A 14730-nucleotide genomic window follows, 5' to 3' on the forward strand; every position below is an offset into this window, starting at 1 on the left:
TTTTAAAGCATGAACAACGTCATTAAGGATAGTCAATGGCAACACCATTACCAATAAACGTAGGGCGCTTAACTCAAATTGCGGGTTTTGAGCTTGTACGTATGTTTTTAACTAAACGAGGACTTATTGCACTGGCGGCTTTTGCACTAGTGTGGCTTGTTATTTTACGTTACCCCATAGGGCAGGCAGTGGGCATTATCAGCTCCCCCGATTTTGAACAAATAGCCCGTGATATTTCCGGCTCTATTGGATTAAATAAGTTACTTGATTGGCCTGAAGCCGAATTTGCTATGTATTGGCTAATTGCTTTGTATAGTTTTCCTGTTTTTAGCTTATTTATTTGTAGTGATCAAACTGTGGGTGACAGAGAGAGGGGGACTTTAAGGTTTTTATCACTGCGCTCAACCCGCTTTGAAATACTCTTTGGTCGATTTTTAGGGCAGTTAGCGGTACTAACCTGTTTAGTTGGCATTACATTGGTAGCGACATTGGCGGTGCTCGGGTTTCGCGATCCGAGCTTACTTGCTGGTGGCGTTGGCCGTGCAGTTTCAATATTTTTAATTCTCATTGTTACTTTTGCGCCGTTTGTTGCGTTAATGAGTTTGATTAATACTTTTGCGAGCTCATCTCGCTTATCTATTGTGTTAGCCATTTTATATTTTACAGCCGGTGGCATTATTGTTGGATTGCTGGAGTGGCAAATACCCGCATTAAGTGTGCTTGATTATTTATTCCCTGGTGTGCAAATAGAGTTATTAGCGGGACAGAACTTACCGCTATTGGGTGCATTGGCTATTCCGCTTGTGCAAACAGCGGTGCTACTTGTGGTTGCGCAACGTGTTTTTGCAAGGAGCTCACTATGAAATCATTAATCACAGGGCGTAATTTAAGTAAATCGTACGGCTCAAAACTGGCTCTTAATAATGTGAATTTTGAGATTCAAAAAGGTGCTCCCGTTGCGCTTGTTGGCCCTAATGGCGCAGGAAAAACTACTTTATTTAGTTTGCTGTGCGGCTATATAGCCCCTAGCATGGGAGAGCTTGAAATACTCGGCCATAAACCAGGCAGCGCTGCTTTATTTAATAAAGTGAGTGCATTACCGCAAGATGCCCAGCTTGATCCGCGTTTTAATATAGATAAACAACTTAGTTTTTATGCCAAGCTACAAGGCATGAGTACTAAGCAAAGCCACGTAGAGGCACTTCGTGTGCTTGATTTAGTGGGCCTTAGCGAAATTGCAAAAAACCGCGCTGGGGATTTATCCCACGGTATGCGCAAGCGTGTAACCATAGCGCAAGCATTAATTGGCTCACCACAAATTGTAATGTTAGATGAAGCCACGGCAGGGCTTGATCCTATTCATGCCAGAGAAGTGCGCGAGTTGGTATCTCAGTTAAGTGACCAAGCGACGTTTATTTTAAGTTCACATGATTTAACTGAATTAGAACGACTGTGTTCCCAAGTACTCCATTTGGATAAAGGCGTATTAAGCGAGCACCAAACTAAAGCAGTGAACACCGATAAGCACTTTTACACCTTAATGCTTAGCGACGTGTATCAAAATGTGGAGCAACAACTCCAAGCACTTGAGGGGGTGAGTCGTGTTTATATGAGCCAGCACAAAGAGTACGTGATTGAGTATCAACCAACCAGTGATCCGCTCGATATAGCACTATTGCAATTTTGTCGCCAACATAATTGGCAGTATCGGCAGTTAGTAAATGGCCATACATTAGAAAATCAAATATTTAAACAGGAGAAACTATAATGGGACTATTTAGTGGTTTAATGGGTAATGCCAGTGAAGTGGATGACGCTGATTTAGAGAAAGTGTTGGCAAATACCCTTATTGAAGGTGAGCAAGTTGAAAAAGCGTATAAAGTTGTCCGTGATATGTTTATCTTTACTAATAAGCGACTTATTTTAATCGATAAGCAAGGCGTGACAGGGTCTAAAATGGAAATGATCAGTATTGCCTATTCTAAAATTACTAAATTCAGTAAAGAGAGTGCGGGGCACTTTGATTTAGACGCCGAGTTAAAAATATGGGTAGGTTCAGATCCAACGCCTATTAGCAAGGACTTTAAAGCAGGTGATAACATAAATGATGTTTATAGGATAATCAGCCAGTATTCATTATAGAAACAAACAAAAATCGGTGTAAAATTAAAGTAATTGTTTACAGCTTGTTGCGATTACTTTAACATAAATTACTCCAACACTTTCTTACAAATTCCCTAACAAATACAATTGCTTGATTCAGTTTTCGTTCAGTTTCGCGGCGTTAGCATACCCCCACTTTAGCAATGTAGTTAAAGTACAAAAACAATGTACATAGGGATGTTTCATTATGAAAAAGTTAGCAATTATTATTTCAGGTCTTTTATTATCAAGTGCTGCACACGCTGCAGATAGCTATCAATCAATCAGTAACTTAGGCTACACAGATACTGATAACAACGATACTATCAGCGTGGACTCTACTTACTACTTCTCTCCAAAGAGCACACTAGGTCCATACGACCAATTCGAATACATTAACAAGCAAAGCAACGTATTTGGTGGCTACGCTGATGACGATTTTGGCGATGTGACTGCTATTGGTGGTGAATACTTCGTTGAAGATTTTGTTGTTGGTGCGTCTTACCAAAATGCTGATTACAACTCTAACAACGAGTCATACACACTTTCTGCTGGTTACTTCTTCAACCCTGACTTACTTGCAAAAGTAAGATTTGTTGATCAAAAAGATGGTGATAACGTTACATTCTTTTCTTTAGCATACAACCACATGCTAAACGATACAGATTACGTAGGTATCACTGTAGAATCAGATGATGATTTTGATTCTCGTTCAGTAGCTGCTAAATACTTTGTTGATTTACAACAAGGTAACTACTTAACAGTAGAAGGTACATTTGTAAGCCTTGACGAAGCAGATGATCAATGGAACGTAGAAACAAACTACTACTTCTCTAAAGCGACTTCTGTATTTGCAGCTTACGATAAAGAAGACAACTACAGCTTTGGTGCTCAACACTTCATCAATAAAAACATTGGTTTAAAAGTGGGTTACGGCAACAACGCAGATGACTCAGATAACGATGCTTACTTTGCTAACATGCGTTTTCAGTTTTAATTAAATAATTAAAACCAGTTAAGTAGTAAAAAGCCCACATTTTGTGGGCTTTTTGCTGTGTGTAATAAATTAGTGACTTTACTCATCGTTATATTTTAATCGCAATAGAATAACTTCATCATTTAGTGGCACTCGTCTGACAGCCCATTGTATTTAAATTAAGATCGGTCATAATTAAATCAATGTTTTTATAACTGTAAAAGGAATGTGCTCATGTCAGTATTTATTATATTACTGGTTGTGGTGGTCGTGGTGTTTGCGATTAAAGATATCCGCCTTAATTTAATTACTCGACCTACTTTTAAGATGTTTAAAAAGGTGTTGCCGCCATTATCGCAAACAGAGCGAGAAGCCATGGAAGCAGGCGATGTTTGGTGGGATGGCGAGTTATTTAGTGGTGAGCCTGACTGGCAAAAATTACATAATTATCCGCGCCCTAAGTTAAGTGAAAAAGAAACTGCATTTATAGATAATCAAGTTGAAACTTTATTAGCCATGCTTGATGACTATAAAATTGTACAAAAAGACAAAGATTTACCTAAAGAGGTTTGGGACTTTTTAAAAACCGAAGGTTTTTTTGCAATGATCATCCCAGAAAAATTTGGGGGTCTTGAATTCTCTGCTATTGCTAATTCCACCATAGTGTCAAAAATTGCGACTAAAAGCTTAACGGCCGCCGTAACGGTCATGGTACCAAATAGCTTAGGTCCTGGTGAGTTATTACTGCATTACGGAACAACTGAGCAACAAAATCGTTGGTTACCTAGCCTTGCAAAAGGCGACGATGTACCTTGTTTTGCATTAACGGGCCCAGAGGCTGGCTCTGATGCTGGCAGTATTCCAGATTCAGGCGTGGTGTGCAAAGGCGAGCATGATGGTAAGGAAGTGTTGGGACTGCGTTTAAATTGGTCAAAACGTTACATTACCCTTGCGCCTGTGGCGACTGTGTTAGGTCTTGCATTTAAAATGTACGATCCAGATGGATTGTTAGGCGATGAAAAAGAGCTCGGAATAACGTGTGCACTTATTCCAACTGATCACCCAGGTGTTAAAACAGGAGAGCGTCATTACCCACTTAACATGGCGTTTATGAATGGCACAACGTACGGTAAGGATGTATTTATTCCGCTTGATTGGATTATAGGTGGCCAGCAAGGGGCAGGGCGCGGTTGGCGCATGCTAGTAGAGTGTTTAAGCGCAGGGCGTGGTATTTCATTACCGGCATTAAGCACTGCAACAGGGCACTTGGCAGCTAAGATGACCTCGGCTTATACGGTTGTACGCCAACAGTTTGGCGTGTCAATTGGGCAATTTGAAGGCGTACAAGAAGGGTTGGCACGTATTGGTGGACTAACTTATGCATTGGAATCATGCCGATTAATGACCGCAGGTGCAATTGATTTAAAACTTAGCCCGTCAGTAGTAACTGCAATTGCAAAGTACCACATGACAGAAATGGGTCGAACGGTAATGAATGATGCAATGGACATTCATGCAGGTAAAGGGATTCAGGTTGGGCCTAATAACTATTTAGCACACGGTTATATGGGTATTCCCGTCTCTATTACCGTAGAGGGCGCCAATATTCTTACCCGTAACCTTATGATATTTGGCCAAGGTGCAACCCGTTGTCATCCTTTTGTGTTAAAAGAAATGGAAGTTGCAGCAATGGATGACGATGATGCTGCACTTGAGCAATTTGATGGCTTGTTAATGAAGCACATTGTATTTGCACTGAGTAATGCAAGTATGGCCTTGGTGCATGGTTTGACTCGCAGCTACTTTGCCAAAGCGCCTGTGTGTGGAGAGACGGCCGTCTATTATAAACAATTAGGTAGAATGAGCCGAGGATTGGCGTTTACAACGGATGTTGCAATGTTGATGTTAGGTGGTGAACTTAAACGTAAAGAAATGATATCGGCACGTTTAGGCGATGTGTTAAGTCATTTATATATTGCATCAACGGTATTAAAGCGTTTTGAAGATGAAGGGCGTCAACAAGCTGATTTGCCTTTTGTAAAATATGCTATAGAGACATCGTTATATGCAATAGGCCAAGCATTTGATGGCTTCTTTAAAAACTTTTCTAATCCAGTGATTAACTTTGCACTTAAGCGTATTGTTTTTCCATTAGGTAACCATTATCACAAACCAAGTGATGCTATTGCCCAGCGTATTTGCGAGCACATGACTCAACCAGGGGTATTTAGAAATAGACTTACCCATTTGTGTTATGTGGATGAAAATGCCGGAACGGGTGTTATGGAAAATGCTTTCTTAGCAATGCACGATATGCACAATCAATTTAAGCAGTTGAAACAGTGGCAACGAAAAGGCAAGGTGCCTGCCACCTATGATATTGAACAAGCGATTGATTACGCACTTGAACACGAGCTCGTAACGAAGGTTGATGGTGAGGCAATGCATCATGCTAATAAGCTAAGAATGCAGGCTATTGCGGTTGATAACTTTAAACCAGAAGACATCTAACGCTGAGTTATAATAATAAAGAAGATAATAAAAAAGCCTTAAATTTATGATTTAAGGCTTTTTTTATGTTGTGTATTTTTTAAGCTCGAATATACGGTTATCGTTACTAAGGCTCTGAATGACTGATCAGCGCCCGTAAGGATCGGCGATGATTTTATCTACGTACCACTTACCTTTTATTTTAAGCATTTCGATGCTGCGGAAATCATCGATTTTTTTACCATTAAAATAACCGGTAAACACAATGTTTATTTTAGCCTGATTGCCATACTGTTCTCGCAGGCTTGAATTTGACATATCAATTTCAATCACAACTTCATCGTATTGTAAATTAATAAGACTACGCGCAAACTGTTTGGCCGTCCCATACGATTTCATTATGCGGGCTAATTTAGGCGTTGCGAAATCGCTGGCTTTTTGCAAGTTATGCTGGTTATAAAGCGCATCAAAATACACAGTAGCAGTGTCGCCTGGACGATCATTGTCAATATACTGCTCTTTAGGTTTAGTATTTTCATTACAGCCAACGATCAAAATACTAAAAATGAGCACAAAAATGGTTAAAATTGTTTTCATATTTGGTCAGGTTGATTACTTATACATAAAGTGTGTGATGGAATGGAGAAGATGTAAAGAGGAGTGAACTAAATAGATAGTAACTTATTAAAAAAGCAATAAAAAAGGATGTTAAAAAACATCCTTTTTTAATCAGAACGCTCGATTATTGAACAAGCTCTTGTTCGCTAAACTCTTCGTCAAACATCGGGCTTGATAAGTAACGCTCTGTTGCACTTGGCAAAATAACCACAATATTTTTATCTGCATTTTCAGGACGTTCAGCAATACGTTTCGCTGCAACCACAGCTGCACCTGATGAAATACCAACTAAAATCCCTTCTTTTTTCATTAGCTCGTGACACATTGCTATACATTCTTCATTAGAGACTTGCTCTACACCATCAATTATTGATAGGTCTAAATTCCCAGGAATAAAGCCTGCACCAATACCTTGAATCTTATGTGGCCCAGGTTTTACTTCTTCACCAGCAAGTGTTTGGCTAATTACCGGAGAGTGGCTTGGCTCTACAGCGATTGATTTTACATCTAAGCCTTTTTCTTTTTTAAGATAACGGCTTACACCTGTGATAGTTCCACCAGTACCAACGCCTGCAACAAAGAAATCGATTTTGCCATCAAGTGCATCAAAGATTTCTGGGCCAGTTGTTTCAAAGTGAATTTTAGGGTTTGCAGGGTTTTCAAATTGTTGTAATAAAATAAACTTTTCAGGGGCTGATGCTTGAATTTCTTTGGCCTTAGCAATAGCACCGTTCATACCTTTAGCACCGTCTGTTAGTACAAGATTAGCACCGAGTGCTTTTAATAGCTTACGACGTTCTAAGCTCATGGTGTTTGGCATTGTAAGCGTTAATTTGTAGCCGCGTGAGGCTGCTACAAATGCCAGTGCAATGCCCGTGTTACCTGATGTTGGCTCTATAAGCTCTTTATCTTTGGTAAGTTGACCTGATTTTTCAGCTTCCCAAATCATCGATGCACCAATACGGCATTTAATACTAAAGCTTGGGTTACGCGACTCAACTTTAGCGTATACATTCCCACCTGTAACACGGTTAAGTTTTACCAACGGTGTGTTACCGATGCTTAGTGAGTTATCTTCAAAAATAGTAGACATAATGTTCCTTTAGGTACAATCTGATCAACACATTAACAGTTAGTCTGTTAACTTTATAAGCCTACTTTACTGTGAGATAAAAAAAGTTAAAGTAAGCTTTGGCTATAACATATATTAATTCCGCTTATAACGGATTGAACTAAAAACTCAACCTGTTATTTTTTTAGTTATTAAAAAGGTGAACTTGAGGCCATTTGTTCGTTTTTAACTTTGTACTGTATTTTTTGTTTATGTAGTCGTTATTTAAACAAATCAACACTACATACTTATATTTTGTTGGTTAATTGTGCAAATGAACTGCGGTTGAACAGTTTATTGACACAAACTATTCAAAACATGATAAAAACACATTATCTAAATTCAATAAAGTAATCACCATGAAGTTAATCTTAAAATTAATTGCCGGTATTGTGGCCGGTATTTTAGTCGGACTCTATATTCCCTTAACTGGCGTTGAGCTTTTATACACAGTAAAAGAGCTTATTGGCCAGCTTATTAGTTTTACAATTCCACTGATTATTTTGTTTTTTATTGCCTCTGGGATTGCCGGGCTTCCTAAAGGATCAGGGCATTTACTGGGAAAAACGGTTGGTTTTGCTTACGGCTCAACAATTATTGCCGGTACCTTAGCGTTTTTATTAGTCACAGCGATTATTCCGTTCCTAAGCGGTGGAATTTCATTTGAAGCTGAAGCAGTCACCGAGGTAGGTAGCTTTATTGACTTAGAAATTCCACCATTAATGGGTGTAATGACTGCTTTAGTCACAGCATTTGTATTTGGTATTGGTATGAGCCAGCTAGGTTTAGACACATTAAAAACGGTGTCTGATCAAGGGCGCGATATTATAGATGGTTTACTTGCTAAAGTAATTATCCCAGCATTACCGTTTTACATTGCGGGTGTGTTTGCTGAAATGACCGTGGCAGGTACCGTTGTTGATACATTACAGGCCTTTGGTGTAGTACTCATTGCCGCATTAGTGATGCATTGGTTATGGTTGAGTGTGCTTTATATTGTATCGGGCCTATTACTTAAGCGTAATCCTATTGAGCTAATTAAAAACATGCTACCTGCGTACTTTACTGCATTAGGAACCATGTCGAGCGCGGCAACCATTCCAGTCTCTTTGCAATCAAGTAAAGCAAATAATGTTAAAGAAGATGTAGCTAACTTTACAGTCCCATTATGTGCCACTATTCATCTATCAGGTTCAACAATTACAATAGTTACCTGTGCTATGGCTGTGATGTTTTTATCGCCTAGCATGGAAGTACCTTCACTAATGGCTATGCTGCCATTCATTATGATGCTAGGTGTGGTTATGATTGCTGCACCAGGTGCCCCAGGTGGCGCGGTAATGTCGGCGTTAGGTTTACTAACTAGTATGCTTGGTTTCAACGAAGGTGCAGTGGCACTAATGATTGCGCTGTACCTTGCACAAGATAGCTTCGGTACTGCGTGTAATGTAACTGGCGACGGTATCATTGCTTTGTGGGTAGACCGTTTTAGTGAAAAAGCCTCAGCTTAAATCACTATGGCGTATTTACCTACGATAGGTAAATACGCTTTGACAATATTGGGTCATAGCGACCGACGGCGAAAGCATAATATTAGTTATGGTTTCGTCGTATCTATGCTAATGTTGAAAATTAATTTTGTTAACTTGCATCTTATTAGGCTAGTGAGGGTGTTCCATTGATTAACGTACTTTTAGTTGATGACCATGAACTTGTGCGCACAGGGATCAGACGTATTCTTGATGACATACGTGGTTTTAAAGTAATAGGTGAAGCTAAAACAGGCGAAGAGGCTGTACAGTTTTGTCGTCAACATGCGCCAAATATAGTATTAATGGATATGAACATGCCTGGTATGGGCGGGCTTGAGGCAACTAAAAAGATTTGCCGTTATTGTCCCGATGTAAAAATTATTGTGCTTACAGTTAATTGTGAAGACCCATTTCCGAGCAAGGTTATGCAAATTGGTGCTCATGGTTTTTTAACCAAGGGGGCAGGATCTGATGAAATGGTGCGTGCTATACGTTGCGTGCATGCAGGGCAACGTTATATTGCGCCAGAAATAGCACAGCAAATTGCGCTTGCGCAGGTTACTGGGCGAACTGATGAAAACCCATTTCAAAGTTTGTCTGAGCGTGAACTGCAAATTATGCTGATGATCACCAAAGGTGAAAAAGCACAGGATATTGCTGAGCGCTTAAATTTAAGCTCTAAAACAGTAAACAGTTATCGCTACCGTATGTTTGAAAAGCTTAACGTAGGGGGCGATGTAGAGCTTACTCATTTAGCCATACGTTACAAAATGATTGATATAGATATCTCTTACTAGTCGATATATATGTCTGAATTTGATCATGCCCAGTTTTTAAAAACATTATCGAGTGAGCCTGGCGTTTATCGCATGCTCGATAATGACAACCAAGTTATTTATGTCGGTAAAGCTAAAAGTTTAAAAAAGCGGGTGAGCAGTTACTTTCGCAGCAACATTACCGACAGCAAAACCCGTGTTTTAGTGAGTAATATTTGTAATATTGAAGTCACACTTACTAATACAGAAACAGAAGCGCTTCTGCTTGAAAATAACCTCATTAAGAAATATCAGCCACGTTATAATATTCTGTTACGTGATGATAAATCGTACCCGTACATATTACTCACGAATCATAAGCACCCTCGTTTAGCCTTTCATCGTGGTAGCAGAAAAGTAAAAGGCGAATATTTTGGCCCGTTTCCAAGCGCTGGAGCCGTATCAGAAAGTTTGCGCTTAATGCAAAAAATATTTCCGGTACGTCAATGTGAAGACGCTTACTACCGTGCGCGTAGTCGGCCATGCTTGCAATACCAATTAAAACGTTGCTCTGCGCCGTGTGTTAATAAAGTCTCTGAAGATGAATACGCGCAGCAAGTTGATTATGTCCGTAAATTTTTAACCGGTAAATCCCATGAAGTAATAGCCGAACTTATCGCTAAAATGGAAAAAGCCAGTGAGCAGCTTAACTTTGAACTCGCAGCTAAAGTTCGCGACCAAATTATGCTATTGCGTAAAATGCAGGAGCAGCAGTCTATCTCAGGTAATTTTGCTGAAATGGATGTTGTAGGTTTTGCCCATTTAAATGGCTTAAATGGGATTCATCTACTAATGATCCGCGATCATAAAGTGCTGGGTAGTAAGACTTACTTTCCAAAGGTGCCTAAAGACTCACAGGAGCAGGAAATCTTAACCTCTTTCTTAGGCCAATATTACTTAGCACCGGGAGCAACAGGACGCATTGCCAAAGAAATCATCTTACCATTTGAAATAGAAGAAAGTGATGCGCTCAGCGAAGCACTAACTCAAATTAGTGAACGTAAGGTATCGCTTAAAGTGGTTACCCGTGGTGAGCGTGCACAGTATTTACAGTTAGCGAATAAAAACGCATTAAATAGTATTACGGTTAAGCAAAGCACTCAAGACTCTATAAACAAGCGTTATGCTCAATTAAAGGCTACCTTGCGTCTTGATGACATTAATCGCATGGAATGTTTTGATATCAGCCACACCATGGGCGAAAACACCGTGGCCAGTTGTGTTGTCTTTGATTCTCAAGGGCCTAACAATAAAGAATATCGTCGTTACAACGTCACGGGCATAACTGGTGGCGATGATTACGCCGCTATGGAATTTGCACTAAACAAACGTTATAACAAGTTAGTGGATGAAGATAAAATTCCTGATGTGATTTTTATTGATGGTGGTAAAGGCCAATTAGGTAGGGCAGAACAATACTTTGAAAACTGGCCGCATGCAAAAATGCCACTATTAGTTGGGGTTGCAAAAGGCACTAGCCGTAAACCAGGCCTTGAAACTTTACTTATTGACGGTGGGCGTAAAACTATTCCTATGGATTCTGATGCACCCGCACTGCATTTAATTCAGCATATTCGCGATGAGTCACATCGCTTTGCTATTGCAGGACATCGAAATAAGCGTCAAAAACAGCGAACTCAGTCGCTATTAGAAGAAATAGATGGCGTTGGTTCAAAGCGTCGACAAACATTATTAAAATATTTAGGGGGCATGCAAGGCGTAAAAGCTGCTAATATAGAACAGCTAAAGAAAGTTCCTGGGATCAGTCCTGACATGGCTGAGAAGATATTTAACCATTTGCATGACAAGGGCTAGCCCTATGTGCGAATATAGAAAAAAAGACATATCCAAGTAGTTATGTGGAATATTCCAAACACACTCACAACGTTTAGACTCTTTCTTATCCCCATTTTTTTGGTGATATTTTATATGCCTTATTCATGGGCATTCTTTGTTGCTGCCTTTATTTTTTGGCTTGCTTCAATCACTGACATACTCGATGGCTATTTAGCGCGTAAGCTTGAACAATCAACGCCTTTTGGTGCGTTTTTAGACCCTGTTGCTGATAAAGTAATGGTGTGCGCTGCTTTGGTTGCTTTATCTGAGCATTATCAATCTTTGTATATGACTATTCCTGCACTTATTATTATAAGCCGTGAAATTGTTATATCGGCGCTACGAGAATGGATGGCTGAGCAAGGCAAACGCGGCAATGTAGCTGTATCCGATATGGGTAAGTTAAAAACCGCAGCGCAAATGTTAGCCATTATTGGCCTAATTTGGCAGTACGATACCTGGATGATGTATTTAAGCTATGGCTTACTTTATATAGCGACGTTTTTAACGCTCAGTTCTATGGTGCAATATTTAGTTGCAGCATGGGCAGAATTGACCAAAAATTGATTGTAAACGTCTAATAACGCACCATTTTAGATAAAAAATAATCAAACAGTTCAAAAGTAGCATTTTTTGTGTTGACGCGTTTAATAATCTCTGTAGAATGCGTCCGTGTTGAGAGGGCATAGCCCCCTAGATAAACAAAGCGGCACTAGCTCAGTTGGTAGAGCGCGACCTTGCCAAGGTCGAGGTCACGAGTTCGAGCCTCGTGTGCCGCTCCAGTTTATCTTAAAGCTAACCTAGTATTGAGGCGGAATGGCAGAGTGGCCATGCACCGGATTGCAAATCCGTTTACCCCGGTTCGACTCCGGGTTCCGCCTCCAATCAACACTCCACGCGCTTTAATTAGCAAACTCGATGCCCGAGTGGTGGAATTGGTAGACACAAGGGATTTAAAATCCCTCGACTAACAAGTCGTGCCGGTTCAAGTCCGGCCTCGGGCACCACGTTGTGGTTTGGTTACATACACCAATATGTAACTTATAAAAAATCTTATTTAGAATTAATATGATGCGGCACTAGCTCAGTTGGTAGAGCGCGACCTTGCCAAGGTCGAGGTCACGAGTTCGAGCCTCGTGTGCCGCTCCATATTAGTTTTATCCACTTGCTTTAAATAGCAAACTCGATGCCCGAGTGGTGGAATTGGTAGACACAAGGGATTTAAAATCCCTCGACTAACAAGTCGTGCCGGTTCAAGTCCGGCCTCGGGCACCACTTTGTGGTTTGGTTACATACACCAATATGTAACTTATGAAAAAATTATTTAGAATTAATATTATGCGGCACTAGCTCAGTTGGTAGAGCGCGACCTTGCCAAGGTCGAGGTCACGAGTTCGAGCCTCGTGTGCCGCTCCAAATTATTTGATATGTTTAGGCGGAATGGCAGAGTGGCCATGCACCGGATTGCAAATCCGTTTACCCCGGTTCGACTCCGGGTTCCGCCTCCAAATAATTACTCCACACGCTTTAATTAGCAAACTCGATGCCCGAGTGGTGGAATTGGTAGACACAAGGGATTTAAAATCCCTCGACTAACAAGTCGTGCCGGTTCAAGTCCGGCCTCGGGCACCACTTTATATTCTTTCCGTAAAATCTAATTAAATCATCATATCTTTATTACTAAGTCCCTTGAAGCACACTAATTTACTACCCCCTGTTGTTAGCAATAATGGTTTGTTGCAAGGTCTGATACATACTCTTGGCTCACCAATAGACTGTCATTGAACACTTCAGACTTTTTTACAAGTTAATCAAGGTGTAGTGTAGGTCGTTAGCTAAATCATAAACTAGACTCTTTAATACCAATTCGCTTAATTAAGCGGTCTATTTTGAGGCAGGAAAAACGGGGTGATAGCTAGGCAAAAAAATAGCTATTTAGTTGTTCTAAATGAGAATTTTTCAACACAGATAGCGACACGTTTAGCCCCGCAAAATGATTGAGTATTATTGCGGATTGGTATAATAAGCGCAGTGTTAGTTATTATGGTTATGCAGTAATGTATATAAACCTAAGCAGGGATGTCGTTATAAGCATTCAGACCTACTACATAGGTTATTAAATTTACTTGTAGGATGCTTATAATGTTTAGATAAGGTGAGCTTATAGGTAGGTTGGGCGGCTTTAATAACGTCTATCTTCGCACTAGTAATTTATAAGTGACTACTGTTATCAATAACTTTTAGATTAAAGTTAAATCAATAAAAAACCCGAAATGACAATGGCCGTTTCGGGTTTTTAACTTGAAGTATAAAAACTAATTATTTATGCCAAATACCTTTTGGAATAGTTTTATTGAGTTTGTCGTTCTTACTTGGATCAAACGTCGGTAACTTTCCGGCGCGTCGCTGAGCGTTATAATCTTTAGCAAGCCACACGACAACACCTGAGAGCATAAATAATGCGATTACGTTCACTATTGCCATTAAGCCCATAGATACATCAGCTAATGTCCACACTAGTGGTAATTCGCCCAATGCACCAAACATTACCATACCTAACACTAATAACCTGAAGATCAACATGCCAGATGCGTGGTTATGCTCTAAGAATAATAAGTTCGTTTCAGCATACGAGTAGTTAGCCACAATAGATGTAAATGCAAAAAACAAAATAGCGACTGCTACAAATATGGCACCCCAGCTGCCTACATGTTCTTCAAGGGCGGCTTGTGTAAGCGCTATACCCGTTACATCCGAGCCTGGCACTAATTGCTCTGATAATAAAATAAGAGCGGCAGTTGCAGTACAAATAATAATAGTATCTACAAATACCCCCAGCATTTGTACATACCCCTGTGAAGCAGGGTGAGGTGGGTTTGGCGTTGCCGTTGCTGCAGCATTCGCAGCGCTACCCATACCGGCTTCGTTTGAGAACAAGCCGCGTTTGATCCCTTGGATCATCGCTTGCATTACCCCATAACCAATTGCACCGGCACCCGCTTGTTCAAGACCAAAGGCACTTCTAATCACATGCATAAATACATCAGGTAATTCAGTGTAATTTACAGCACATATATAAAGTGCAACCACAAGGTAAGCAGCAGCCATAAATGGAACGGCTAATTCAGCAAATCGAGAAATGGTTTTTAGACCGCCAAATATAATAATACCTGAACCAATAACAAGAGCGATACCGACTATATAGTTAGG

At 40.2% G+C, this 14730-nt stretch carries 12 protein-coding genes and 8 tRNA genes (1 of these 20 only partly in view); 17 read left to right on the forward strand and 3 right to left on the reverse strand.

Features of this window, described 5'->3' with window-relative positions; all coding sequences use genetic code 11:
• The first annotated feature begins 35 nt into the window (after positions 1–35).
• The 5 genes from PTET_RS05710 (at position 36) to PTET_RS05730 (ending at position 5629) form a co-directional block, all read left to right on the forward strand.
• The gene (locus PTET_RS05710; protein ID WP_013464585.1) at positions 36–863 is read left to right on the forward strand and encodes an ABC transporter permease; all 828 of its coding nucleotides are present in this window, start codon (positions 36–38) and stop codon (positions 861–863) included.
• Positions 860–1768, forward strand: a complete 909-nt coding sequence (locus PTET_RS05715; RefSeq protein ID WP_013464586.1) for an ABC transporter ATP-binding protein — start codon at positions 860–862, stop codon at positions 1766–1768. The genes PTET_RS05710 and PTET_RS05715 overlap by 4 nt, the downstream gene beginning before the upstream one ends.
• Positions 1768–2142: a PH domain-containing protein gene (locus tag PTET_RS05720; RefSeq protein ID WP_013464587.1), complete on the forward strand. Its 375-nt coding sequence runs from the start codon at positions 1768–1770 to the stop codon at positions 2140–2142. Before PTET_RS05715 ends, PTET_RS05720 begins: the two co-directional genes overlap by 1 nt.
• Positions 2143–2350: 208 nt before the next feature.
• On the forward strand, positions 2351–3139 hold the full coding sequence (locus tag PTET_RS05725) for a putative porin (protein ID WP_013464588.1): 789 nt from the start codon (positions 2351–2353) through the stop codon (positions 3137–3139).
• Positions 3140–3352: 213 nt separating this feature from the next.
• Positions 3353–5629: an acyl-CoA dehydrogenase gene (locus tag PTET_RS05730; RefSeq protein WP_013464589.1), complete on the forward strand. Its 2277-nt coding sequence runs from the start codon at positions 3353–3355 to the stop codon at positions 5627–5629.
• 126 nt (positions 5630–5755) lie between these two features.
• Here PTET_RS05730 and PTET_RS05735 read toward each other — a convergent pair whose 3' ends face one another.
• Together PTET_RS05735 and cysK are read right to left on the reverse strand one after the other, a co-directional pair.
• Positions 5756–6205, reverse strand: a complete 450-nt coding sequence (locus tag PTET_RS05735) for a hypothetical protein (RefSeq protein WP_013464590.1) — start codon at positions 6203–6205, stop codon at positions 5756–5758.
• Between the two features lie 145 nt (positions 6206–6350).
• Positions 6351–7319, reverse strand: coding sequence for a cysteine synthase A (gene cysK / locus PTET_RS05740; RefSeq protein ID WP_096038312.1), 969 nt, complete (start codon positions 7317–7319; stop codon positions 6351–6353).
• Between the two features lie 377 nt (positions 7320–7696).
• Here cysK and PTET_RS05745 point away from each other — a divergent pair, with 377 nt between their 5' ends.
• The 12 genes from PTET_RS05745 to PTET_RS05800 all read left to right on the forward strand — a co-directional run bounded on the left by PTET_RS05745 (position 7697) and on the right by PTET_RS05800 (position 13152).
• The gene (locus tag PTET_RS05745) at positions 7697–8848 is read left to right on the forward strand and encodes a dicarboxylate/amino acid:cation symporter (RefSeq protein ID WP_016899481.1); all 1152 of its coding nucleotides are present in this window, start codon (positions 7697–7699) and stop codon (positions 8846–8848) included.
• A gap of 167 nt (positions 8849–9015) precedes the next feature.
• Entirely contained in the window at positions 9016–9666 is a 651-nt protein-coding gene (gene uvrY / locus PTET_RS05750; RefSeq protein WP_016899482.1) for a UvrY/SirA/GacA family response regulator transcription factor, read from the forward strand.
• Positions 9667–9675: 9 nt separating this feature from the next.
• Entirely contained in the window at positions 9676–11499 is a 1824-nt protein-coding gene (gene uvrC / locus PTET_RS05755) for an excinuclease ABC subunit UvrC (protein WP_024601643.1), read from the forward strand.
• 42 nt (positions 11500–11541) lie between these two features.
• Positions 11542–12087, forward strand: coding sequence for a CDP-diacylglycerol--glycerol-3-phosphate 3-phosphatidyltransferase (gene pgsA / locus PTET_RS05760; RefSeq protein ID WP_013464594.1), 546 nt, complete (start codon positions 11542–11544; stop codon positions 12085–12087).
• 139 nt (positions 12088–12226) lie between these two features.
• Positions 12227–12302, forward strand: a tRNA-Gly gene (locus PTET_RS05765).
• Between the two features lie 28 nt (positions 12303–12330).
• Positions 12331–12404: transfer RNA gene (locus tag PTET_RS05770), tRNA-Cys, on the forward strand.
• A gap of 36 nt (positions 12405–12440) precedes the next feature.
• A tRNA-Leu gene (locus tag PTET_RS05775) sits at positions 12441–12527 on the forward strand.
• Between the two features lie 66 nt (positions 12528–12593).
• Positions 12594–12669, forward strand: a tRNA-Gly gene (locus PTET_RS05780).
• A 39-nt stretch (positions 12670–12708) separates the two neighbouring features.
• A tRNA-Leu gene (locus PTET_RS05785) sits at positions 12709–12795 on the forward strand.
• Between the two features lie 65 nt (positions 12796–12860).
• Positions 12861–12936, forward strand: a tRNA-Gly gene (locus PTET_RS05790).
• Between the two features lie 18 nt (positions 12937–12954).
• Positions 12955–13028: transfer RNA gene (locus PTET_RS05795), tRNA-Cys, on the forward strand.
• A 37-nt stretch (positions 13029–13065) separates the two neighbouring features.
• Positions 13066–13152: transfer RNA gene (locus tag PTET_RS05800), tRNA-Leu, on the forward strand.
• Positions 13153–13839: 687 nt separating this feature from the next.
• Here the strand turns inward: PTET_RS05800 and PTET_RS05805 are convergent.
• A protein-coding gene (locus PTET_RS05805) for an alanine/glycine:cation symporter family protein (protein ID WP_013464595.1) crosses the window boundary here: on the reverse strand, positions 13840–14730 show its 3' portion. The gene runs 528 nt beyond the window's last position; the window shows 891 of its 1419 coding nt (coding positions 529–1419); its start codon lies beyond the right edge, outside the window — the gene reads right to left on this strand; it ends in the stop codon at positions 13840–13842.

This window comes from Pseudoalteromonas tetraodonis (genome assembly GCF_002310835.1).
GTDB lineage: Bacteria > Pseudomonadota > Gammaproteobacteria > Enterobacterales > Alteromonadaceae > Pseudoalteromonas > Pseudoalteromonas tetraodonis.